20 protein-coding genes and 1 riboswitch are annotated in these 20,925 nt (G+C 63.7%); of the genes, 7 read left to right on the plus strand and 13 right to left on the minus strand.

Annotated features, from left to right (window positions below):
- Window positions 1-11: 11 nt before the first annotated feature.
- Genes BLT09_RS01950 through BLT09_RS01960 form a run of 3 tightly spaced genes read right to left on the minus strand, consistent with a single transcriptional unit; the run spans window position 12 to window position 2,918 of the window.
- A complete protein-coding gene (locus BLT09_RS01950) occupies window positions 12-965 on the minus strand; it encodes a dihydrodipicolinate synthase family protein (RefSeq protein WP_280141125.1) in 954 nt (317 codons plus the stop codon).
- Window positions 955-1,950, minus strand: a complete 996-nt coding sequence (locus BLT09_RS01955; protein WP_091590296.1) for a Gfo/Idh/MocA family protein — start codon at window positions 1,948-1,950, stop codon at window positions 955-957. Before BLT09_RS01955 ends, BLT09_RS01950 begins: the two co-directional genes overlap by 11 nt.
- Complete coding sequence (locus BLT09_RS01960) at window positions 1,947-2,918, minus strand: Gfo/Idh/MocA family protein (RefSeq protein WP_091590297.1); 972 nt, start codon at window positions 2,916-2,918, stop codon at window positions 1,947-1,949. The genes BLT09_RS01955 and BLT09_RS01960 overlap by 4 nt, the downstream gene beginning before the upstream one ends.
- A gap of 110 nt (window positions 2,919-3,028) precedes the next feature.
- Between BLT09_RS01960 and BLT09_RS01965 the strand changes: the two genes are divergently transcribed.
- The 7 genes from BLT09_RS01965 to BLT09_RS01995 all read left to right on the plus strand — a co-directional run bounded on the left by BLT09_RS01965 (window position 3,029) and on the right by BLT09_RS01995 (window position 10,268).
- On the plus strand, window positions 3,029-3,778 hold the full coding sequence (locus BLT09_RS01965) for a FadR/GntR family transcriptional regulator (RefSeq protein ID WP_091590299.1): 750 nt from the start codon (window positions 3,029-3,031) through the stop codon (window positions 3,776-3,778).
- A gap of 41 nt (window positions 3,779-3,819) precedes the next feature.
- Window positions 3,820-5,406 carry an ABC transporter substrate-binding protein gene (locus tag BLT09_RS01970; protein ID WP_091590300.1) on the plus strand — a complete coding sequence of 529 codons (1,587 nt, stop codon included), beginning with the start codon at window positions 3,820-3,822 and terminating at the stop codon, window positions 5,404-5,406.
- An 82-nt stretch (window positions 5,407-5,488) separates the two neighbouring features.
- The gene (locus BLT09_RS01975) at window positions 5,489-6,448 is read left to right on the plus strand and encodes an ABC transporter permease (RefSeq protein WP_091590302.1); all 960 of its coding nucleotides are present in this window, start codon (window positions 5,489-5,491) and stop codon (window positions 6,446-6,448) included.
- Window positions 6,448-7,350 (plus strand): ABC transporter permease, encoded by a 903-nt coding sequence (locus BLT09_RS01980; protein ID WP_091590827.1) that lies wholly within the window; start codon window positions 6,448-6,450, stop codon window positions 7,348-7,350. Before BLT09_RS01975 ends, BLT09_RS01980 begins: the two co-directional genes overlap by 1 nt.
- Window positions 7,351-7,369: 19 nt before the next feature.
- Window positions 7,370-8,287 (plus strand): dihydrodipicolinate synthase family protein, encoded by a 918-nt coding sequence (locus BLT09_RS01985; RefSeq protein ID WP_091590829.1) that lies wholly within the window; start codon window positions 7,370-7,372, stop codon window positions 8,285-8,287.
- Window positions 8,288-8,289: 2 nt separating this feature from the next.
- Entirely contained in the window at window positions 8,290-9,297 is a 1,008-nt protein-coding gene (locus BLT09_RS01990) for an ABC transporter ATP-binding protein (RefSeq protein WP_091590304.1), read from the plus strand.
- 2 nt (window positions 9,298-9,299) lie between these two features.
- Window positions 9,300-10,268: an ABC transporter ATP-binding protein gene (locus BLT09_RS01995; RefSeq protein WP_091590305.1), complete on the plus strand. Its 969-nt coding sequence runs from the start codon at window positions 9,300-9,302 to the stop codon at window positions 10,266-10,268.
- A 117-nt stretch (window positions 10,269-10,385) separates the two neighbouring features.
- Here BLT09_RS01995 and BLT09_RS02000 read toward each other — a convergent pair whose 3' ends face one another.
- The 10 genes from BLT09_RS02000 to BLT09_RS02045 form a co-directional block, all read right to left on the minus strand.
- Window positions 10,386-11,150, minus strand: coding sequence for a hydroxymethylpyrimidine/phosphomethylpyrimidine kinase (locus BLT09_RS02000; protein WP_091590307.1), 765 nt, complete (start codon window positions 11,148-11,150; stop codon window positions 10,386-10,388).
- Window positions 11,141-11,746, minus strand: a complete 606-nt coding sequence (locus BLT09_RS02005) for a thiamine phosphate synthase (protein ID WP_091590308.1) — start codon at window positions 11,744-11,746, stop codon at window positions 11,141-11,143. Before BLT09_RS02005 ends, BLT09_RS02000 begins: the two co-directional genes overlap by 10 nt.
- Entirely contained in the window at window positions 11,743-12,516 is a 774-nt protein-coding gene (locus BLT09_RS02010; protein ID WP_091590310.1) for a thiazole synthase, read from the minus strand. The genes BLT09_RS02005 and BLT09_RS02010 overlap by 4 nt, the downstream gene beginning before the upstream one ends.
- 4 nt (window positions 12,517-12,520) lie before the next feature.
- Complete coding sequence (thiS, locus tag BLT09_RS02015; protein WP_091590311.1) at window positions 12,521-12,718, minus strand: sulfur carrier protein ThiS; 198 nt, start codon at window positions 12,716-12,718, stop codon at window positions 12,521-12,523.
- Window positions 12,687-13,688, minus strand: coding sequence for a glycine oxidase ThiO (thiO, locus tag BLT09_RS02020; RefSeq protein WP_091590313.1), 1,002 nt, complete (start codon window positions 13,686-13,688; stop codon window positions 12,687-12,689). The genes thiS and thiO overlap by 32 nt, the downstream gene beginning before the upstream one ends.
- A complete protein-coding gene (gene thiC / locus BLT09_RS02025) occupies window positions 13,685-15,514 on the minus strand; it encodes a phosphomethylpyrimidine synthase ThiC (RefSeq protein ID WP_091590831.1) in 1,830 nt (609 codons plus the stop codon). The genes thiO and thiC overlap by 4 nt, the downstream gene beginning before the upstream one ends.
- A 101-nt stretch (window positions 15,515-15,615) precedes the next feature.
- Window positions 15,616-15,732, minus strand: a riboswitch (TPP riboswitch).
- 101 nt (window positions 15,733-15,833) lie between these two features.
- The gene (locus BLT09_RS02030; RefSeq protein ID WP_091590315.1) at window positions 15,834-17,474 is read right to left on the minus strand and encodes an ABC transporter ATP-binding protein; all 1,641 of its coding nucleotides are present in this window, start codon (window positions 17,472-17,474) and stop codon (window positions 15,834-15,836) included.
- A complete protein-coding gene (locus BLT09_RS02035; protein ID WP_091590316.1) occupies window positions 17,471-18,394 on the minus strand; it encodes an ABC transporter permease in 924 nt (307 codons plus the stop codon). The genes BLT09_RS02030 and BLT09_RS02035 overlap by 4 nt, the downstream gene beginning before the upstream one ends.
- Window positions 18,395-18,397: 3 nt before the next feature.
- On the minus strand, window positions 18,398-19,312 hold the full coding sequence (locus tag BLT09_RS02040; protein WP_091590318.1) for an ABC transporter permease: 915 nt from the start codon (window positions 19,310-19,312) through the stop codon (window positions 18,398-18,400).
- A gap of 81 nt (window positions 19,313-19,393) precedes the next feature.
- Window positions 19,394-20,902 (minus strand): ABC transporter substrate-binding protein, encoded by a 1,509-nt coding sequence (locus tag BLT09_RS02045; RefSeq protein ID WP_091590320.1) that lies wholly within the window; start codon window positions 20,900-20,902, stop codon window positions 19,394-19,396.
- Between the last annotated feature and the right edge of the window lie 23 nt (window positions 20,903-20,925).

Consider the following 20,925-nt stretch of genomic DNA (forward strand, 5'->3'; position numbering starts at 1 on the left):
GATAGCCGAGGTCACTGCCACCATTCGGGAAAGGTCATGCGTGCGGCCTCGGCCAGCGTCGCGATCGCCTCGTCGGGGACCGAGCTGTAAGGCCAGAGCAGTCGCGGGCCAAGCGGCGCCCAGCCGCCGGCCGCCGCCATCGCTTTGTCGAGCGCCGCATCGCTGACGTCATAGCGAGCGCGAAAGGGCAGTACGTGGGTGGCGAGAAAGGCCTGGATGCGCGTCTCGACCTCGGCAGCGGCCGCCACGTCGGTGCGGATCGTCTGCCACCACATTACCGCGCCCTTGGGGCTAAGACAGGCGACGTTGGAGTAGCTGCCATGCGCTCCCTGGGCAAATCCCGTCGCCAGCGTATGGCCGGGCACGAAGACCGAAAATCCCGGCAGTTCGCGGCGCATGTCGGCGTACCAACCGGCGTCGCCGCCCGGCAATTTGGCGCCGACCAGCGACGGCACCGCTGCACGCAGCCTGGCGATGCCTTCGAGCGTCAGGCGGCGCTTGGCATGCGGTGGATTGTAGAGCACCAGCGGCATGTCGGGCGCGGTCTCGCACAGGCCGCCGACGAAGCGCATGACCTCGCCGTCGCTGGGCGGCCACCAGTCGGGCAAGGTGAATTGCACCGCGGCCGGACGAATCGCCGACACCCGCATCAGCCGCTCGCGTGCGACGCGCGGATTGGACTGGCTGATGCCGATCTGGAAGGGCAGGCGCGCGCGGCCGGCAATCGCGGCCACCAGGGCGCAAAGCCGGTCGAACTCGGGCTCGGTCTGGCAGTGGAATTCGCAGGCCGTGCCGTTGGAATAGATGCCGTCGACGCCTGATGCGCAGAGCCGGGCGATCGTTTCCTCCGTCGCTTCCCAGTCGATTGCCCCGCGATCGTCGATGGCCAGCATCACCGCGCCCCAGACGCCGCGCGGCGCGTCTGCGGGCAAGTGGCTCGGGTGATCGTCGAGCTCAGGGCGCACCGGCGATCTCGTGCTCGCGGCGCGTTTCGTTCGACGCAAAGGCGGCCTCGATGATGCCGATGATCTTGCGGCCATAGGCGCCGTCGACCGGCACCGGCTTGTCGTCGGCAATGGCATCGCGCATCGCGCTCCATTCGCGCACCAGCGCGGCATGCATCCAGTTCGGCTCGAACGAGCCGGGCAGGTCGGTCCAGGCCGTGTCGCGGCCAAGCATCGTGCCGCGGTCCATGTCGATGCGCAGCGTTGCCTGCTCGCAGACCAGGTCCATGGCGTAGCCGGCCGCCCCATTGCGATAGCCGACGCTCTGCACCTGGCCGAGCCCGCCGCCGGCGAAGCGCAGTCCGAGCAGGGCGGTGTCGTCGGCTTCCTGGTCATGGGACATGGCGCCAAGCATGGCGCTCACCGACACGACATCGTCATCCATGAGCCAGACCAGGCGGTCGAGCGCATGGATGCCGGCCGTCAACAGCATGCCGCCGCCGGTGACCTTGCGCAGATGCCAGTCGCTGCGATTGTGCTCCATCCACAGCTTGATGATCCAGCTCGACCCGACGAGCGGCCGGCCGAGCGTTCCTTGCTCAACCATTTGCCTGGCCGCCATGCAAGGCAGCGCGAAATGCATGAGATGGGCGACCATCAGCTTGACGCCAGCGGCGGCCACGGCGGCGTTGATCGCATCGCAGGCCGCCGCCGTCGGCGCCATCGGTTTTTCCAGCATGACGTGCTTGCCGGCGTTTGCCGCGCCGATGGCCATTTCAGCATGAAGATGGTGGGGACTGGCGATGAGGACTGCCTCGACTTCCTTGTCGTCGAGCAGCTTGCGCCAGTCGGTGTAGCCGCGACCACCATGTTCGCTGGTGAAGGCGGCCAGGGCATCGTTGTTCCCGCGGCACGATGCGACGAGATGCAGGCCCTGCAACTGCTTGATTGCCCTTGCATGGGCGGCGCCGAAATCGCCCGCTCCGATAATACCTATTCCAATCATCGTCCTGCCTTTTCATACGCGGCGTCGATCAGCGACATCGCCGCAACATAGTCATCGATCGAAGTCGCCGGCGGCGCTTTTCGAGCCAGCCGGTCGAGCGTGTCGCTCATGCACAGGCGGTAGCGCGTCGCCGGCAATTCGATCGGCAATTCGATGATAGCGCCATCGTCGAGCGTCGCACAGAAGGCTCGCTCGCCATAGTCGATGAGGGTCGCATTCTCACTGACGATACGCCATTCGAAATCGCCGCCGGGGCGCATCGAAGCAAAAGTGTATCCGGCCTCGACGACGAACAACGCTCCGGCAGCGTCTTGCAGCACAAGCAGCGCATGGTCCTCGACCGGGGCGCGGTGAATGCGGTTCTCGATCGAAACGGTTTTTAGCCTGAGCGCGCCGGTTGCCAGGCCGAGCGCGGCATTGACGCCGTGTATGCCGAGGTTCCTCAGCGCGCCGCCGCCAACGATCGCCGGATCCACCACCCAGGCGACGCCGTCGGCCGCATAGCGCTGCGGCGGGCCATTAACCAGCCGGAATTGGCAATGCGCAACCGCACCGGCACGGCCTTGGCTGCGCAGCCGTTCAAAGGCAGTGGCGGCCGGCCCAAAGCGGTTGGGCAGGGGAACGCTGACAAAGGCCTGGTGCTGCCTCGCCAGCTCGCTGAGCGCGGCCAACGCTGCGGTGCTGCTGGCCGCCGGCTTTTCCAGGATCAGCGGTATGCCGGCTTCGATCACGGCACGGGCCCGCGCCGGCACCGTCGAAGGGTGTCCCATCAGCAGGATCGCGTCCGGCGGGCCGGAGAGGATTTTCGCAAAATCGGCGATGAACGGCAAATGATGGCGCGTCGCGAAGGCGCGCGCATGCTGCGCGTCCTCATCCCAAATGCCGGCAATCTCGGCGCCGCAAAAACGTGCAGCGTCGAGATGCATTTCGGCGTGCCAATGGCTTGAGCCGGCCAGGACGATCTTCATTCAGCGTGTAATCCTCTTGCTTGCAGGATATCCTACAAGTCGCTATGCTACAAGCTTCGACCGCTTTGCGACGCGCCATCGGCCGCAATTGCAGCGGCGCTGGAAGAAAAATGCCGGAACCCAAGTTAAGCTCGGAACCCAAGTTGAACCCGGACCAAAAATCGATCGAACCGCTGGCCCGACCGCCGCTGCTTCACGTCAGCGTGCAGGAGAGCCTGAGGAAATATATCCAGAGCAACCAGCTCAAGGCGGGGGACCCCTTGCCTCCGGAGACCTTCCTGGCGCAGCGGCTCGGCGTCGGCCGCAACTCGGTGCGCGAAGCGATCAAGGCACTGGAGTCGATCGGCATTCTGGAGACGCGTCGCGGCATTGGCGTGTTCGTCAAGGAATTCTCGTTCAAGCCGTTGCTGGATAATCTGGCATACGGCCTGCAGGATTCGCTGCGCGACGTCGAGGAACTGCGCGAGATCCGCCGTGTCCTTGAAACCGGCCTGATCGCAAAAACCATCGAGATGATCAGCGCCGAAGACATCGCCGCGCTGCGCCAGCTGACCGAAAGCATGCGGCGGCGCGCCGAGCGCCAGGAGAGCTTTGCCGAAGAGGACCAGCAATTCCATCAGTTGCTGTTCCGCTGCCAGAACAATCACATGTTGAGCGCGCTGATCGACATCTTCTGGGTGGCGTTCAACAAGGCCTCGAATTTCACCAGCCTCGACAATCCGACGCCGCTGGCGACCTGGCGCGACCATCACGAGATCGTCGAGGCGGTCGCCGCCAAGGACGTCGAGCGGGCGCGCGAGCGCCTCGACGACCACTACAGGGGTATTCAGCAAGTGATCGCCAAAAACCGGATTACCTGACCCAACGCCGAACTACCTGACAATGCCAAGGGAGGAAAACCATGCGCATCAAGACCATAGCTCATCATCTGGCCATCACCGGGCTGCTGCTCGGCGGCATTAGCCTTGCCACCAGCGTCCAGGCACAGGGCGCCAAGACCATCACCGGAGGCTTCGATGTCGGCCCCGGCGGCTTTCCCAAGAACTTCAATCCGCTGGCTGCGACCGGCGGCTTTACCTGGCTCAGCACCTATTTTGAACCGCTGGTCATCTACAACGCCGAACTGACCGAGCTCGAAGGCGATCTGGCCAAGGACTACAAGGTCAGCGACGACAAGCTGACCTACACGTTCAACCTTGCCCAGGAGAGCTGGCACGACGGCAAGCCGTTCACGTCCAAGGACGTCAAATTCACGCTTGAGCTCGCCAGGAACAAGGCGTCCGGCAGCCTGTTTGCCGCGCGCCTTGGCGACATCGCGTCGGTCGACGCGCCGGACGATCGCACCGTGGTCGTCAAATTGTCGAAGCCCAACGGCTCCTTCCTGTCGATTCTCTCGCAGGTGATGATCCTGCCGGAGCATGCCTTAGCCGCGATGCCGCCGGAAACGCTGGCCACGAGCACCTGGTGGTCCACCACGCCGGTCGGCACTGGCCCCTTCAAGTTCAAGCGCTATGTCAGCGATCAATATGTCGAACTGGCCGCGGATGACGACTATCGCGGCGGCAAGCCGAAGGTCGACGTGCTCATCAACAGGTATTTCGAGAGCCCGGCGGCGGCCGTTGCGGCGCTGCGCGCCGGCGAAATCCGGTTCACCTATGTCGAGCCCGACGACGCGGTAACCTTCAAGAGCGACAGCAATTTCAAGGTGATCGAGGGCGCCTCCTATGTGGTCAACTACATCGGCCTGAACCAGAAGGTCGAGCTCTTTAAGGATGTTCGCGTGCGCCAGGCGATCATGTACGCGATCGATCGCAATGCCATCATCGAGAGCCTCTATGGCGGTGCGGCCAAACCGGCGAATTGCGGCTACGTCGCGCCGCACCTGCTTCCCGAAGGTCTCGAACCCTATGCCTATGATCCGGCCAAGGCCAAGGCTCTGCTTGCCGAGGCGGGCTGGGACAAGATCAACGGCGACAAGCCGATCACCTTGCTGACCTATTACGGCTCGCCGCAAGCTGCCAACGTGATGGCTGCCATCCAGTCGATGCTGGCCGAGGTCGGGATCAATGTGGTGCCGCGCGTCGTCGATACGCCGACTTATAACGGCATCGTCTACAAGGAAGGCACGCCGGACTGGAACGCGTTTGCGATGGTCTATGCCGGCCTGCAGAACGGTCCCAATCCGGCCGGCATCAGCCCGGGTCTCAACAAGTCTCAGATTCCGCCGGCAGGCTTCAACACCATGCGCATCGAGTTCGATGATCTCAGCGCCGCGTTGGACGCTGCGCTCGCCCAGACCGATCCGGCCAAGATCGATCAATCCTGGCAGCAAGTCTGCAAGGTGATGAACAAGGATCTGCCCTGGGCGACATTATGGGTGGCCAACCGCTATGGCGTAGCCTCCAACAAGCTGCGTGACTTTGTCTGGACGCCGGCGCCGGGCGGCGGTCCTTATGCGGCTCACCCGGAACGCTGGGACATCCAGTAAAACGGCTGGCGGGCCATTCCGGCCCGCCAATGATACGGGCCGGCACGATGCCGGCTCCGCTCACCATCGCCACGGACAGCCAATGCTGAGTTTCATTGCCCGCCGCAGCGCTACAGGACTGTTGATGCTGGTCGCCCTGAGCGTCCTCATCTTCATCCTTCTGCGGTTGGCGCCCGGCGATCCGATCGATGCCTATATCAATCCGTCCAGCCCGATGTCGGCTTCCGACCTCGAAGTCCTGCGCGACCGGCTTGGGCTCGACCAGCCGCTTCCCGTGCAATACCTCGCCTGGCTTCGCGCTGCGCTCGGCGGCGACTTCGGCTATTCGATCCAGCGCAGCGGCGTTGGCGTGCTGCCGCTGGTCATGGAGCGCATCGGCCCGACCGCGCTGTTGATGGGCACCGGCCTGGCCATCGCCATCGTGCTAGGCATTTCCGCCGGCATCTTCAGCGCCGTCCGCCGTAACACGCTGCCCGACATCGCGCTGTCGGTGGTTTCCTTCGTCGGCATCTCCAGCCCGGCGTTTCTGACGGCACTTCTGGGACTGTACTTTTTCTCGGTGCTGCTGCGCTGGGCGCCATCAGGCGGCATGCAGACCGCCGGCGCGCCTTTTTCCATAGCGGACGTGCTCGCGCACCTGGTCCTGCCCGCCTGCCTGCTGTCCATCGGACACGCCGCGCTGATCATGCGCTACATGCGCGCGTCGCTGCTGGAAGTGCTCAACCAGGACTATGTGCGGACCGCACGTGCCAAGGGCGTGCGCGAATTCTGGGTGATCATCAAGCATGCAACCCGCAATGCGCTTTTACCGGTCATCACCCTGATCGGGTCGACGGTCGGCATAGCGATCGGCGGCGCCATCTTCCTCGAAAGCGTGTTCAACTGGCCGGGCATGGGCCTGCTGCTGGTCAACGCCGTCGGCACAAGGGACTACCCGGTGATCATGGGCGCCACTCTGGTAATCGGCATCTGCGTCATTCTGGTCAATCTCCTGACCGATATCGTCTATGCCGTCGTCGACCCGCGCATCCAGGTGTCGTGATGACGATCACCGCACCAGCTCCGACAATCGACCCGACAGCCGGGCCGCAAACCAAGGGACCGCTTCGCCGCGCGCTCGGCCGGTTCTTTGAAAATCGTGCGGCGCGCGCCGGTCTGCTTATCGTCGTCCCCATTCTGCTGGCGGTCTCGACCTATTCCCTGTGGTGGCCGTTCAGCCCCAACGCCATCGATCTCAGGGCGATCAACAAGGGGCCGTCCGCCATCCATTGGCTCGGCAGCGACGGCGTCGGCCGCGACGTCATGGCCCGGCTGCTGCAAGGCGGACGGATCTCGCTGCTGGTCGCCGTCTGCTCGGTCGCCATCTCGATCGTCATCGGCTTCCTGGTCGGCGCTGTCGCCAGCTTCGGCGGGCGCCTTGTCGACGGCGCGGTGATGCGCTTCGTCGACCTCGCAATGACGCTGCCGCCGGTGATCTTCCTGCTCGTGCTCGCTTCGATCGCCGGCACCGGCATCGCGCCGACGATCCTGGTGATCTCGCTGCTCTCCTGGCCGGTGCTGTCGCGCATGGTGCGCGCCCGGCTGCTCGAGCTGCGCGAGCGTGACTTCGTCGTCGCCGCCCGTGGCATGGGGGCGGGGCTGCCGCATCTCCTGTTCCGCCACGGCCTGCCGAACTGCATCGACATTCTTGTCGTCTACGCCACGCTGCAGATCGCCAATGCCATTCTGCTCGAAGCCGGCCTTTCCTTCCTCGGCCTCGGCATCGCACCGCCCGAAGCCAGTTGGGGCAACATGCTCAATCTCGCCCGCTCCACCGTGGTGCTCGAGCAATACCCCTGGCAATGGATGTTTCCCGGCGCCGTACTCGTGCTCACCGTGCTGGCCATCAACTTCATCGGCGATGGCCTGCGCGATGCATTCGACCCTCGTTCCGATCTCAGCTGACCTGAAGGTTTTTGAAAAAATGCCCCTGTTTACCGGTGTCGTGCCACCCGTCGTCACCCCACTCCATTCCGATCTCAGTGTCGATTTTGCGTCGTTCACGCGGACCATCGAAAACCTGCTCGACGGCGGCGTTCACGGCCTGTTCGTGCTCGGCTCGACCAGCGAGGTGGTCTTCCATGACGAGGCCGGCCGCCGGGCCATCATCGAGCACGCGGTCAAGGTCAACAATGGCCGCGTTCCGATCTTCGCCGGGGTCATCGACCCGACAACCGATCGCGTCATCAACCACGCCCTGACAGCCAGATCGGCCGGCGCTGACGCAGTCGTGGTCACCGCGCCGTTCTATGCCCGCACCAGCCAGCCTGAGATCGGCGATCACTTCCGCTACATCAAGGACGCAGTCGACATCCCGATCATCGCCTACGACATCCCGGTCTGCGTCCATGTCAAGCTGGAGCGCCAGACCACCGTCGGCCTTGCCAGCGAGGGCGTTATCGCCGGCATCAAGGATTCCAGCGGTGACGACGGCAATCTGCGTTATGTGCTCAAGGACATGGCCAACGACCCGATTTTTTTCGGCATGACCGGGTCCGAGATCCTGGTCGACAGCGTGCTTGCCATGGGCGCGCATGGGGTCGTGCCGGGCCTCGCCAATGTCGACCCGCACGGCTACGTCAGGCTGTGGAACCTGATGCAGGCGGGTCAGCACGCCGAGGCCCGCGTGGAGCAGGAGCGGCTGTTGAAGCTGTTCGAGATCGTCTGGATCTCGCTCGGCAGGACGAGCGCCGGCTCGGCCGGCGTCGGTGCCTTCAAGACCGCGATGACGAGCCTCGGCATCATCGCCTCCAACACCATGGCGCGGCCGCAACGCAGCCTGAACGACGAGGAAGCCGCAAAGGTCGACATCATCCTTCGCGACGTCGGCTTGCTGCGCTGACCGTGGACGCTCCGATCCTCTCGATTTCCGGTCTGCGGGCGGTGTTCCGTATCGCCGGACGCGACATCGCCGCCGTGCAGGACGTCGACCTGGTGATAGGTTCGGGCGAGACGGTTGCGCTGGTCGGCGAGTCGGGATCGGGCAAGTCGGTCACCAGCCTGTCGATCATCGGCCTGCTGCCGAAGAAGGTCGGACGCATTGCCGAGGGCTCGATCGCGCTGCGGCGCAGGGACGGCACGGTCACCGAACTGACCGGCCTCGATCCCGAGTCGCTGCGCAAGGTGCGCGGCGACGACATCGGCATGGTGTTCCAGGAGCCGATGACCAGCCTCAATCCGGTCTACAGCATCGGCGAACAGATCGCCGAGCCGATCCGCATCCATCTCGGCAGATCGCACCGCGATGCGGCCACTGATGCCGTGCGGCTGCTGGCTCAGGTCGGAATTCCCGACCCTGATCGGCGGGCGCGGCAATACCCGCATGAGCTGTCGGGAGGGATGCGCCAGCGCGCCACCATCGCCATGGCCTTGTCGTGCGATCCGACCTTGTTGATCGCCGACGAGCCGACCACCGCCCTCGACGTCACCATCCAGGCCCAGATTCTCGATCTGCTGGCCGCGCTGCAGGCGCAACGCGGCATGGGCATTCTGTTCGTCACGCACAATCTCGGCGTCGTTGCAGAGATCGCCGACCGGGTCGCGGTGATGTATGCCGGTCGAATCGTGGAATCGGGTCCGGTGAGCGAGGTGTTCACCCATCCGCGTCATCCCTACACCGCCGGGCTGATGCGTTCGGTGCCGCGGCTTGGCCAGGCCACCACGCTGAAAGCAGCAGGAACGCCACTGCCGACCATCGCCGGCAATGTTCCATCGCTTGCCTTGCTGCCCAAGGGCTGCTCTTTCGCGCCGCGTTGCGCCCTGGCTGTCGATGCCTGCCGCACTGCTGTACCGCCATTGTTCGCGGCGACGTCGACCCAGCAAAGCCGCTGTTTGCGCTGGGAGGATCTCTGACAGTGGGCGCTCCCTTCCTTTCAGTCAGGAACCTGACCAAGCATTTTGCGCCGACGGCGTTCTCGCGCGGTCCTGTCGTCAGGGCGCTGGACGATATTTCCTTCGACATCGCGCGCGGCCAAGTGGTCGGCCTCGTCGGCGAATCCGGGTCGGGCAAGACCACGATCGGCCGCTCGGTGCTGCGTCTCATCGAGCCGACGTCCGGCGAAATAAGGTTTGACGGCGTCGATATCACCAAGCTGAGCGCCGGGCCTCTGGCTCGCCAGCGCCGCAAGATGCAGTATATTTTCCAGGATCCGTTCGCCAGCCTGTCGCCGCGCATGACCATCGGTCAGATCCTGACCGAAGGCCTCGATATTCAGGGCATCGGCAGCAGGCGCGAGCGGCGGGCGAAGGCTGAGAAGGCGCTTGCTGCGGTCGAGCTGCCGGCCGATGCCTATGATCGCTACGCCCACGAATTTTCGGGCGGGCAGCGCCAGCGCATCGGCATCGCCCGGGCGCTTACGCTCGAACCCGAATTCATCGTCGCCGACGAGCCGGTCTCTGCCCTCGATGTCTCCATTCAGGCGCAGATCATCAATCTTTTGCGCGACCTGCAGGTCCGGCTCGGCCTGACCATGCTGTTCATTTCGCATGACCTGGCCGTCGTCGAATATATCTGCGACACGGTGATCGTCCTCTACCTCGGCCGCATCATGGAAGTCGCGCCTGCTGCCGCGCTCTATGCCCGGCCGCAGCATCCCTATACGCGCGCGCTGCTCTCGGCCATTCCGTCGCTCGACCCGCTGGCCAGGCAAGGCCGGCAGGTGCTGAAGGGCGACATTCCAAGCCCGGCAAATCCGCCGACCGGCTGTGTTTTCCGAACCCGCTGCCCGGTTGCCCTCGACGCTTGCGCCGGCATCGTCCCGCCATTGCGGGCAACAACGTCCGATGGCCATCTGCAGGCCTGCATTCGCGACGACATCGCTTGAGACAAGACCCGACAAGGCGATTTATTTCGCGTGCTGTCTGAGAGACTCTCTGGAAGGGAGGCGAAGAACCGGCCGCCAGCTTGCTGCCCAGAAAAGCCTCCGCCAAGCTCAACTGCCTCAATCCCGAGAGATCGATTTCCGAAGCTTCTCGAAAACCAACAGCTTGCTTTTGCGCACGCCGTCTTCAAGCAGGCTTCCGTTTGCCAGGTGCGCGGCGATGGCGCTGGCCAGCGCGCAACCCGTCCCGCGCATCGATCCGCCAAGACGCGGCGCATCGAAGCGGATGGGCTCTTGATCGGCGCGCAGCAGGATGTCCGTCGATCGACACCCCGCGGCGTGGCCGCCCTTGATCAGCAGGGCCTGCAATCCGGCGGTGAGCAATTTCTGACCTTGTTGCAATGCGCCGTCCTCGTCGATGGCCAGGTCTGAGCCGGCAAGGACAGCCAGTTCGATGAGGTTGGGTGTGACGAGACGGCAAAGCGGGATGAGTTCCTGCTTCAGGACGCCGATAGCGCCTGTGTCCAGAAGCGGCCAACCCGAAGAAGAGACCAGCACCGGGTCGATGACTGCCGGTATCTGTGGGTTTTGGCGCAGCACATCCGCGACGGCGACGATGGTTTGCTCCGTCGCGAGCATGCCGATTTTGATCGCCCCGACCGCATTGGCTTGCAGCGCGGCACGCATCTGATCGGCCACCAGCCCGGGTTGCAAATTGTGGATTTGCGCGACGGCTTCATGCGTCTGCACCGTCACGGTGGTAATGGCAAGGCAGGTGCGCAAGTCGAGGGCGGAGATCGTCTCAATGTCGCGGACTATGCCGGCGCCGCCGCTGGAGTCCGATCCGCCGACAACAAGCACATGCGGTTCGCGCCTCAACGCCATCGGCCCGTCTTTTCGAGCCACTCGCGCGTTCGCGCTTCCGGATCGGCATTCAATGTAATGTCGGTCACTACCGCGGCGCTGTCCGCACCGGCACCGAAGACGTCCTCGAGCCGGTCGGGGTTGAGGCCGCCAATCGCGACCAGAGGTGTCGGCGCGATCCGGCGCTTCCATTCGCCAAGCCGTTCGAGCCGCTGCGGCGCCCATTTCATCTGTTTCAGAATGGTCGGATAGACTGGGCCGAGCGCGATATAGTCCGGTCTGGCGGCAAGGGCTGTTTCGAGTTCGAGATGGTCGTGCGTGCTGAGGCCGAGACGGAGACCTGCAGCCCTTATCCGCGTAAGGTCCGCCGCTTGCAGATCTTCCTGTCCGAGATGAATGAAATCGCAGTCCTCCTCGATCGCCAGCCGCCAGAAGTCATTGATGATGAGCTGGCATTTGTATCGGGCGCACAAGGCCTTCGCCTTGCGGATCTCGGCGCGCAACGCAGCCTCGGCGAGGTTCTTGACGCGAAGCTGCATCAGCCTGACGCCGAGCGGCGCCAGCCTTTCAATCCAGGCGGCGCTATCGACGATCAGATAAAAAGGATCGAGTTTCATTGAAAGACTGCCCGGCCAATTGTCGGCGTCGATGGGACGGCGAGGTCGCGCGGCTCGAGCAGGCCCGAGCGATAGGCCTCACGGCCGGCATCGACCGCCTTGCCGAACGCGCGCGCCATGCCGATCGGATCGGCGGCCTTGGCCACTGCCGTGTTGAGGAGCACCGCGTCGAAGCCGAGTTCCATCACGAGAGCCGCGTGAGATGGGCGGCCGAGGCCCGCATCCACGATCAGCGGGACATCCGGGAAATGGCCGCGCATCGAGCGGAGCGCGGTGATATTTACCGGTCCAAGCGCAGAACCGATCGGCGCGCACCAAGGCATAAGCACCCTGCATCCGGCTTCCAGCAATCGCTCGGCGACGACAAGATCGTCTGTCGTGTAAGGGAATACTGCAAAACCGTCTTCGCACAGGATTCGCGCGGCCTCGACCAAGCCGAAGACATCCGGCTGCAGCGTATCATGATTGCCGATCACCTCGAGCTTGATCCAGTTCGTGCCAAAAACCTCGCGCGCCATCTTTGCGGTCGTGACGGCTTCTTTGACGGAGTGACAACCGGCGGTGTTGGGTAGGACATGCAGCCGCAGCGATTGGATGAGCGACCAGAATTTCTCGCCACCCTTGCCGCCGGCCATTTCGCGGCGCAATGAGACGGTCACCCCGGACGCGCAGGATGCCTTGACCGCATCGGCAAGAATGGCGGGCGAGGGGTACTGTGCGGTGCCGAGAAGCAGGCGCGACGGAAGCTTGGTTCCGTAAAGCTCGATCACGTCACTAACCTCCTTGCATGGGTGAGAGGATTTCGATCCGGTCGCCGTCCTTCAGCTGGAACAGCGCCCGCTCAGTCACGTGCACAAGCTCGCTGTTCACTGCCGTTGCAAGCCAGTTGCCTTCGTAGTCGAGCGCCGCGAGAAGCTCCGCCAGGGTGGCGGCGGTGATCTCATGCGCTTCGCCGTTGACCGTCAGTTTCATCAGCAAGTTCCACCGGTTTGTCAGAATCGAAAACAAGGTCGGCCGCCCGACGCGCCATGGCGGGGGCCAGAAGGAAACCATGGCGGTAGAGCCCGTTGATCGCGACGCTCCTGCCATGCGCTTCGACGCGCGGCAGGTTGTCGGAAAACGCCGGGCGAATGCCGACGCCCGTCTCAACGATCGCGGCCTCGCCGAAGGCGGGATGAACCGAATAGGCGGCGTTCAGGAGCTCCATCATCGCCCGTACCGTGACCGGCTCCGTGGACAGGCTCTCGACCATCGATGCACCCGCCATGAAATGGTGGTCGGCGCGAGGCGCCAGATAGAGCGGCAAACGCGGGTGCAGCAGCCTGACCGGGCGCGACAGCGAGATGTCCGGTGTACGCAGGATCAGCATCTCGCCGCGAACGCCGCGAAGCCTTTCATCGCTGGACGCCATTCCCGTGCAGTCGATCTCGCGGTCGAATCCCGTCATGTGCCGGGCGTCCACTCCGAAGCGGAACTCGACGCCGCTTCCGGCGAGTTTTTCATGCAGCTCCGCCATTGCACGGCGTGGATCGAGATGGGCTTCGCCCGGGAAGAACAGCCCGCGACGGAAGCGGCCAGCGAGATCGGGTTCCAGGAGCGCGATTTCGTCTTCGTCGACCCGCCGATGTCCCGACGTGCGGCTTGCAAACCGGTCGAGTTCGCCCGCATCCCGCGGCATTGCCAAAACGAGCGTTCCGGCCCGCGTGACATGACCCGGCAGGACCGCATCCCACCAGTCGGCGGCGTCGCGTCCGAGATCCAGCACCGGCTGCTCGGCGCTTTCGCGCTCGCACCAGGGCGCCAGCATGCCGCCGGCCATCCATGATGCGTTGCCGCCAAGGCCATGCCGGGTCTCGGCAATGGTTACCGCAGCACCGCGGGCGGCGAGTTCGAAGGCGGCGGTGAGGCCGGCGACGCCGGCCCCTTTGACCAGCAGCCTCATGACGGCTCCGGCATCTTCGGCATGGGCGGTTCGCCGTCCACCGGCATATAAAGATTGCCGCCCTCGCGGTACTTCGCGGCCATCGCCGCCATGCCCTCTTTCTGTGCCTCGGCCCGAATGTCGTGGGAGATGCGCATCGAGCAGAATTTCGGCCCGCACATCGAGCAGAAATGCGCCAGCTTGTGCGCCTCCTTCGGCAACGTCTCGTCGTGGAAGGAGCGCGCGGTTTCAGGGTCGAGCGACAGGTTGAACTGGTCTTCCCAACGAAACTCGAAGCGTGCGCGGGAAAGGGCGTCATCCCTGACCTTCGCCGTCGGATGACCCTTGGCGAGGTCGGCTGCGTGCGCGGCTATCTTGTAGGTGATGACGCCCGTCTTGACGTCGTTGCGGTCGGGGAGACCGAGATGCTCCTTGGGCGTGACATAGCAGAGCATCGCCGTGCCGTACCAGCCGATCATCGCCGCGCCGATGCCTGAGGTGATGTGGTCGTAGCCGGGTGCGATGTCGGTTGTCAGCGGCCCAAGCGTGTAGAAGGGCGCCTCGCCGCAGACTTCGAGCTGCCTGTCCATGTTCTCCTTGATCTTGTGCATCGGAACATGGCCCGGCCCCTCGATCATGACCTGGCAATCCTTGGCCCAGGCGATCTTTGTCAACTCGCCGAGCGTTTCCAGTTCGGCGAACTGCGCCGCGTCGTTGGCGTCGGCGATCGAGCCGGGACGAAGGCCGTCGCCGAGCGAGAACGACACGTCGTAAGCGCGGCAGATGTCGCAGATTTCCTCGAAATGCTCGTAGAGGAAGCTTTCGCGGTGATGATGCAGGCACCACTTGGCCATGATGGAGCCGCCGCGCGACACGATGCCGGTGACCCGGTCGACCGTCAGCGGGATGTAGTGCAGCCGCACACCGGCATGGATGGTGAAATAGTCGACGCCCTGTTCGGCCTGTTCGATCAGCGTATCGCGGTAGATTTCCCAGGTCAGGTCCTCGGCGATCCCTCCGACCTTCTCAAGCGCCTGGTAGAGCGGCACGGTTCCGATCGGCACCGGCGAATTGCGAACGATCCATTCGCGGATGTTGTGGATGTTGCGACCGGTCGACAGGTCCATGACGGTGTCGGCCCCCCAGCGGATCGCCCAGACCATTTTTTCGACCTCTTCGGCCATCGACGAGGTGACGGCTGAATTGCCGATATTGGCATTGATCTTGACCAGGAAATTGCGGCCGATGATCATCGGCTCGCTCTCCGGGTGGTTGATGTTGGAGGGAATGATAGCCCGTCCGCGCGCTATCTCGTCGCGCACGAATTCCGGCGTGACGAAGTCCGGGATCGCCGCGCCGAAAGAGTTGCCGTCGCGCTGTATCCCGCCGCGTAAGCTCTCGCGGCCGAGATTCTCGCGAATGGCGACGAACTCCATTTCGGGGGTGATGATCCCGGCGCGCGCATAGGCAAGCTGCGTCACCGCTTTGCCCGTTTTTGCCTTTAGCGGCCGGTGGCGCACGGGAAATTCCGGGGTCAGGCGCTCACCTGACGCAAAGCCGTTGTCCTCCGGCCTGACACTGCGGCCATCGTGAAATTCGACGTCGCCGCGTGCCGTAACCCACTCATGGCGAAACCTGGCGAGGCCCTTTTCGATGCTGGTTTCGACAGTCGGGTCCGTATAGGGGCCGGACGGATCGTAAACGGTGACAGGCGGTTCGCCTGCCGTCGGATGGACGGCGATTTCCCGCATCGGCACTTTGATGTGCGGATAGAGGACGCCGGACTTGTGGATTTTCCGTGAGGCAGGCAGCGGTCCCGTTGAGACGGCTGGAGAAATGGCATTCATTTTGAGGCTCCTTTGCTCATGCATTGGAGACCCAGTTCTGTGCCGGAAGGATGAAAAGACGCTTTGGTCTGCCTGCTTACAGGTTTTCGGGCATGGACTCCCGCAAAGCGCTTGCACCGTCCCTACGCCAGTATGAACTGGATCAGGTTCAACGGGTCACTGCGCCGCGAAAGCCAGCAGTATCTCAGCCCCTTGCCGGGACCCCCCTGGTGAATGGGTCAAATTGAGCGGGCGATCGCCATTTTGTCAAGCGCATTCGGCCCATCAGTCGGCAACGCTAGCTGGGCGCGCGCGGACAATCGAGGCCGATATCCAGGAACTATTGAGCCTGCGTAAGCCATTTGGGCTGCGGCACAGCCTGCAGCAGGCTTTGCGTATAGTCGTGGCGAGGCGCCCCGAACAGCGCCGCGGTTTGGCCTTCCTCGACAATCCGTCCGTCTTTCATGACCATGATCCGGTCGGCAAAATGGCGCACGATCGGCAGATCGTGGGTGATGAAAATATAGGAGAGGCCGAGCCTCGTCCTGAGGTCGGCCAAAAGGTCGATCACCTGCGCCTGGATAGAGACGTCGAGCGCCGAAACCGCCTCGTCGCAGACGATCAGTTCCGGCTCGCTGGCAAGTGCGCGCGCAATGGCGATGCGCTGTCGCTGGCCGCCGGAAAACTGGTGCGGGTAGCGCTCGGCGTGCTCCGGCAACAGCCCCACCAATTCCAGCAGCTCTGCCACGCGAGCCTTCCACCTGTCCTTCGGCAGGATATCGCGGTGGATCACCCAGGGTTCGGAAATGATCGAATAAACGCGCATGCGCGGATTCATCGATCCGTACGGATCCTGGAAGACCATCTGGACCTTGCGCCGAAACGCCATGAGGCGCTTCCCATTCATGTCGAAGATGTTCTCACCGGCAAAGACCGCCTTGCCGGCGCTTGGCGCGTTCAGCCCCAACAGCATGCGCGCGACGCTCGATTTGCCGGACCCGGACTCGCCGACGATGCCGAGCGTTTCTCCTCTCCTGACCTCGAAGCTTATGTCGTCCACCGCCTTGAACGTCCGCTTGCTGCTGAAAGCTCCGGAAGCAAGCTCATAGTGCTTGGTGAGATGTTCCACCTTGAGCAGCGTCTCGCCGGCGATCGCCGTCGAACGCCTGTTCGGCGCCTCCGCTGCGTTGCCGTGGGGCAGGGCGGCGATGAGGCGGCGCGTATAGGGGTGCTGCGGATTGCTGAACACCTCCCTGGCGATGCCTGTCTCGACGACCTTGCCGCCGTTCATGACGATGATCCGGTCCGCCATCGACGCGGCGACTTCGAGGTCGTGGGTGATCATGATCAACGCCATGCCGGTTTCGCGCTGGAGATCGCGCAGCAGATCGAGGATCTGCGCTTGCACGCTGACGTCCAGGGCGGTCGTCGGCTCATCGGCGATCAGGATGTCCGGTTTCAACGCGATCGCCATGGCAATCATCACGCGCTGGCGCTGTCCGCCCGAGAACTGATGCGGATAGAAGTCGACGCGGTTTTGCGGCTCCGGAATGCCGACCCGCCGAAGCAGTTCTATCGTCTTGGCGCGTGCGCCCTTGCCGCTCTCTGCGCCGTGGCTCTCATAGACCTCCTCGATCTGGCGCCCCACCGTGTAGACCGGGTTCAGATAGGCGAGCGGATCCTGAAAGATCATCGCAATCCTGCGGCCGTTGATGCTTCGGCGCGCCTCGGCGCCGAGGCCTGACAGTTCGACGCCGTCGAAGAGGCAGGAGCCGGCCACGATGTCGCCTGGCGGACAGTCGACGAGATCCATCACCGTGCTGGTGCTGACGCTCTTACCCGAACCGCTTTCGCCGAGGATCACCAGTGTCTCGCCACGGCTGACGTGGAAAGAGACATCGTCGACGGCGCGTACCGGCTGATCGTCCGAAAGAAAATCGACGGTCAGACCCTCGACCTTGAGAATGGTCGCGTTGCTCATCGGGCAGCTTTTCGCAATGTCTGAAGGCGCCAGCGTTGCTGCGGATCGGCAAGTGTGCGCGCCCAGTTCGAGAGGATGTTGAGCGACAGCGTCGTCAGCATGATTGCAAGGCCTGGCCAGAATGCGATCCACCAGGCGGTGGCGAGATAACCGCGGCCGTTTGCCACCATCGCACCCCACGTGAAGTCCGGTGGCTGAATGCCGAGGCCAAGGAAACTCAGCGCCGATTCCGACAAAATGACGGTCGCGAAATCAATGGCTGAAATCGTCACCAATGTCGGCAGGACCAGGGGGGCGATGTGCCGGATGATGATCCGGGCCGGCTTCGCGCCCATGGCTCGCGCCGCGCTGACGAACATGCGTTCGCGCAGCTCCAGCACTTCCGCGCGCGCCGTTCTGAGATAGATCGGCATGCGCGTGACGGCGAGAACGATCACCAGGTTGGTGATGCTTGGGCCCAGTGTGTAGAGCACGATGAGCGCCAGCAGCAGCGAGGGAAAGCTCATGACGACATCGGCCAGGCGCAGGATGAGATGACTGTACCAGCGCTCCGAATAGCCCGCTATCAGGCCCAGCGTTCCACCGACCAGCATTGACGCGAACACCGCCGCCGCGGCAATGCCGAACGTGTTCTGCGCGCCGACAATCAGCCTGGCCAGGATCGGCCGGCCGAGGGTGTCGGCGCCAAGGACGTAGATCCAGCCGCTGGCCAGCGAGAACGGGGCGAGGTTGCGCTGGCGCAGCCCGAGCCGCGATGCGGCGTCGCCCACCAGCCACGGGCCAAGGACCGCCGCGATGACGACGATCGCCAGGAAAATAGCAGCGGCGAGCGCAAGCCTGTCGCGCTTCAAATAGGCGAAAAGCACGCGACCGCTGCCTGGAACGGCCGCCGGCTTGATGTCGGGGGTGATGATCGTCATGGCTCAGTACCGGATGCGCGGATCGAGAACCGCGTAGAGCAGGTCGATCGCGATGTTGAGGATGAAGATGGCGGTTGCCGTCACCAGAATGGTCGACTGGACGACGGCAAAATCGCGCTGGATGATCGAATCGATCATCAGCTTGCCGATGCCGGGCCAGCCGAATATCGACTCCACGACGACGGCGCCGTTGACGAGGCTGGTCGCCAGGTCGCCGGCGACCGTGACGACCGGCAGCAGCGAGTTGCGAAGCGCATGCCCGAAGATGATCTTCTGCCGCGGCAGGCCCTTGGCCCTTGCGGTCTTGATGTATGGAGAGGCAAGCGCCGACAGCATGGTTCCGCGCACGACCTGCACCAGGAGACCGAAAGGGCGAAGCATCAGCACGAAAGTCGGCATGATCCAGTGCGCCCAGCTGCCGGTGCCCGATGTCGGCAAAAGCCCGAGCCCCACGGCGAAGATAAGGATGCCGACGATGGCGACCCAGAAATCCGGCGCGCTTGCGCCGACCAGCGAGACGAGGCTGGCGATACGGTCGAAGATGCTGCCCGGCCGCGCGGCCGCCAGCGAGCCGACAAGGATTGCCAAGGCGGTCGACAGCGTGATCGCGACGACGGCCAGCTTCAGCGTTTCCGGGAACGCCTCAAGCGCGACCTGCATCGCCGAGCGGTTCTGGCGCAGCGATTCACCGAAATCCAGCTGCAGCAGATCGCGCAGATATCCCAGAAACTGCCAATGGATCGGCTGATCGAGGCCGTTCAACCGCGCGAACGCGGCCCGAGCTTCCGCAGTCGAGTCCAGAGGCAAGTACAAGGCGGAAGGATCGCCGGTGAGCCGTGTCAGGAAAAAAACCAAGGTCAAAAGACCGATGACCGACAGGATGCTGTGCGACGCCCGGCGTCCAAGATAGCTTATCATTTCGGATGCCCTTCGGCGGATATCGACGGAGGCAACGGGTCGGGGGCGCAGGGCGACGACCGCCTGGCGCCCCCGTATCGCTCAGTCTTTGATGGCGATATTGGCCAGCGGTATTTCGCTGTTGGTGGTGATATCGGGCTTCCATTCCAGCCTGGTGCCAACCCGGGTGTAGCCGATCATGTGGAACATCGGGATGTCCGCCACCACTTCGTTGCGGGCCTTGCCGAAAATCGCCTTGAAGCTGTTGGTGCGGGCTTCGCCGGTCGCCGCCAGTGCCTCGTCTATCTGCTTGTCGAATGCCGGATCGGCCAAGGTCGAGTAGCTGCCGCTCGATCGATAGAAGATCGGCACCGTGAAGGCCGCATCGCCCTTGTTGTTGTCATGCATCATCTGCAGGAGATTGGGGCCGCGCTCCGCCGGGAACGGCTTTTGCAGATAACGCAGCCAGTCGGCGACATCGAGCATGGTAAGCTTGACGTTGAGGCCGGCGTCCTGCCACATCGTCATCATCGCCTCCATCGCTTCGGCGCCGTTCGGATAGATGCCGTTTCGCCCGATGAGCTTGATCTCGGTGTCGACCGCGACACCCGCCGCGCGCGCCTCTTCGATGAGCTTTTTCGCCTCTTCCGGATCGTACGGCCAGGGCTCGAGCGCATCGTCATGGCCGTTGATCCCGGAGACGACCATCTGCGACGCACGCTTGACGTCGTCGCCGAACAGCTGCGCAAGGCCTTCCCAGTCGATCGCCAGGTTGAGCGCCTTGCGCACGCGCAGGTCGTCGAGCGGCGGCTCGGCGGCATCGATGCGGATGGCAGTGGTTTCGGAGTTCAGGTAGGCGAAATCCGTCTCCGGATTGCTGGCGTCCTGGATGGCAATCGACGGTGTCAGGTCGGCTTCCCCGGTCTCCACCATGGCGGCTCGAATCGAGGATTCGGGTCGCCAGACATAGGTTGCCTTGGTGATCTGCGGCTTGTTGCCCCAATAGCCGTCGAACGCGTCCAGCACCACGGTCCGCGGGGAAAAGGTCGACAGCGTGAACGGGCCGGTGCCGACCGGATCGTTCACCGCCTGGTCGACCGGCGTCTTCGGCGAGACGATCATGACCACGCTCAACAGCGTCGGCATGATGGGCTCGGGCCTGTCCGACTTTATTTCGACGGTCAGCTTGTCGACCGGCGTCAGCGTCAGTTTGGCATCGCCGAATTTCGCAATGTTGCTGCAGGTAAGCTTGCCGCTGATCATCCTGTTGATGGAGAAGACGACCGCATCCGCATTGAGTTCGGTTCCGTCCTGGAATTTGACGCCCTCGCGCAGCTTGATCCGCCAGGTGGTCGGGTCCACGCTGGTCCACTCCGTCGCCAGTTTCGGCTGGGGCTGTCCGCTGTTCGGATCGATGACGGTCAACGATTCAACCACGTTTTGGCTGAGTATCTGGCCGACATTGGTGATGATGGTGCCGCAGGGCTCCAGATTGGCCGGCTGCTCCGGTAGGACGATACGGATCTCCTGCGCCGCTTCCTGTGCGACGGCCGATGGCGCGGCAGCGGTCATCAAAACGACAGCTGCAATCGTATGAAGGCTTCTGTTCATGTCACTCCTCCCTTTGAGCTTCC

It is taken from the genome of Mesorhizobium muleiense, assembly GCF_900099905.1.
GTDB lineage: Bacteria > Pseudomonadota > Alphaproteobacteria > Rhizobiales > Rhizobiaceae > Mesorhizobium > Mesorhizobium muleiense.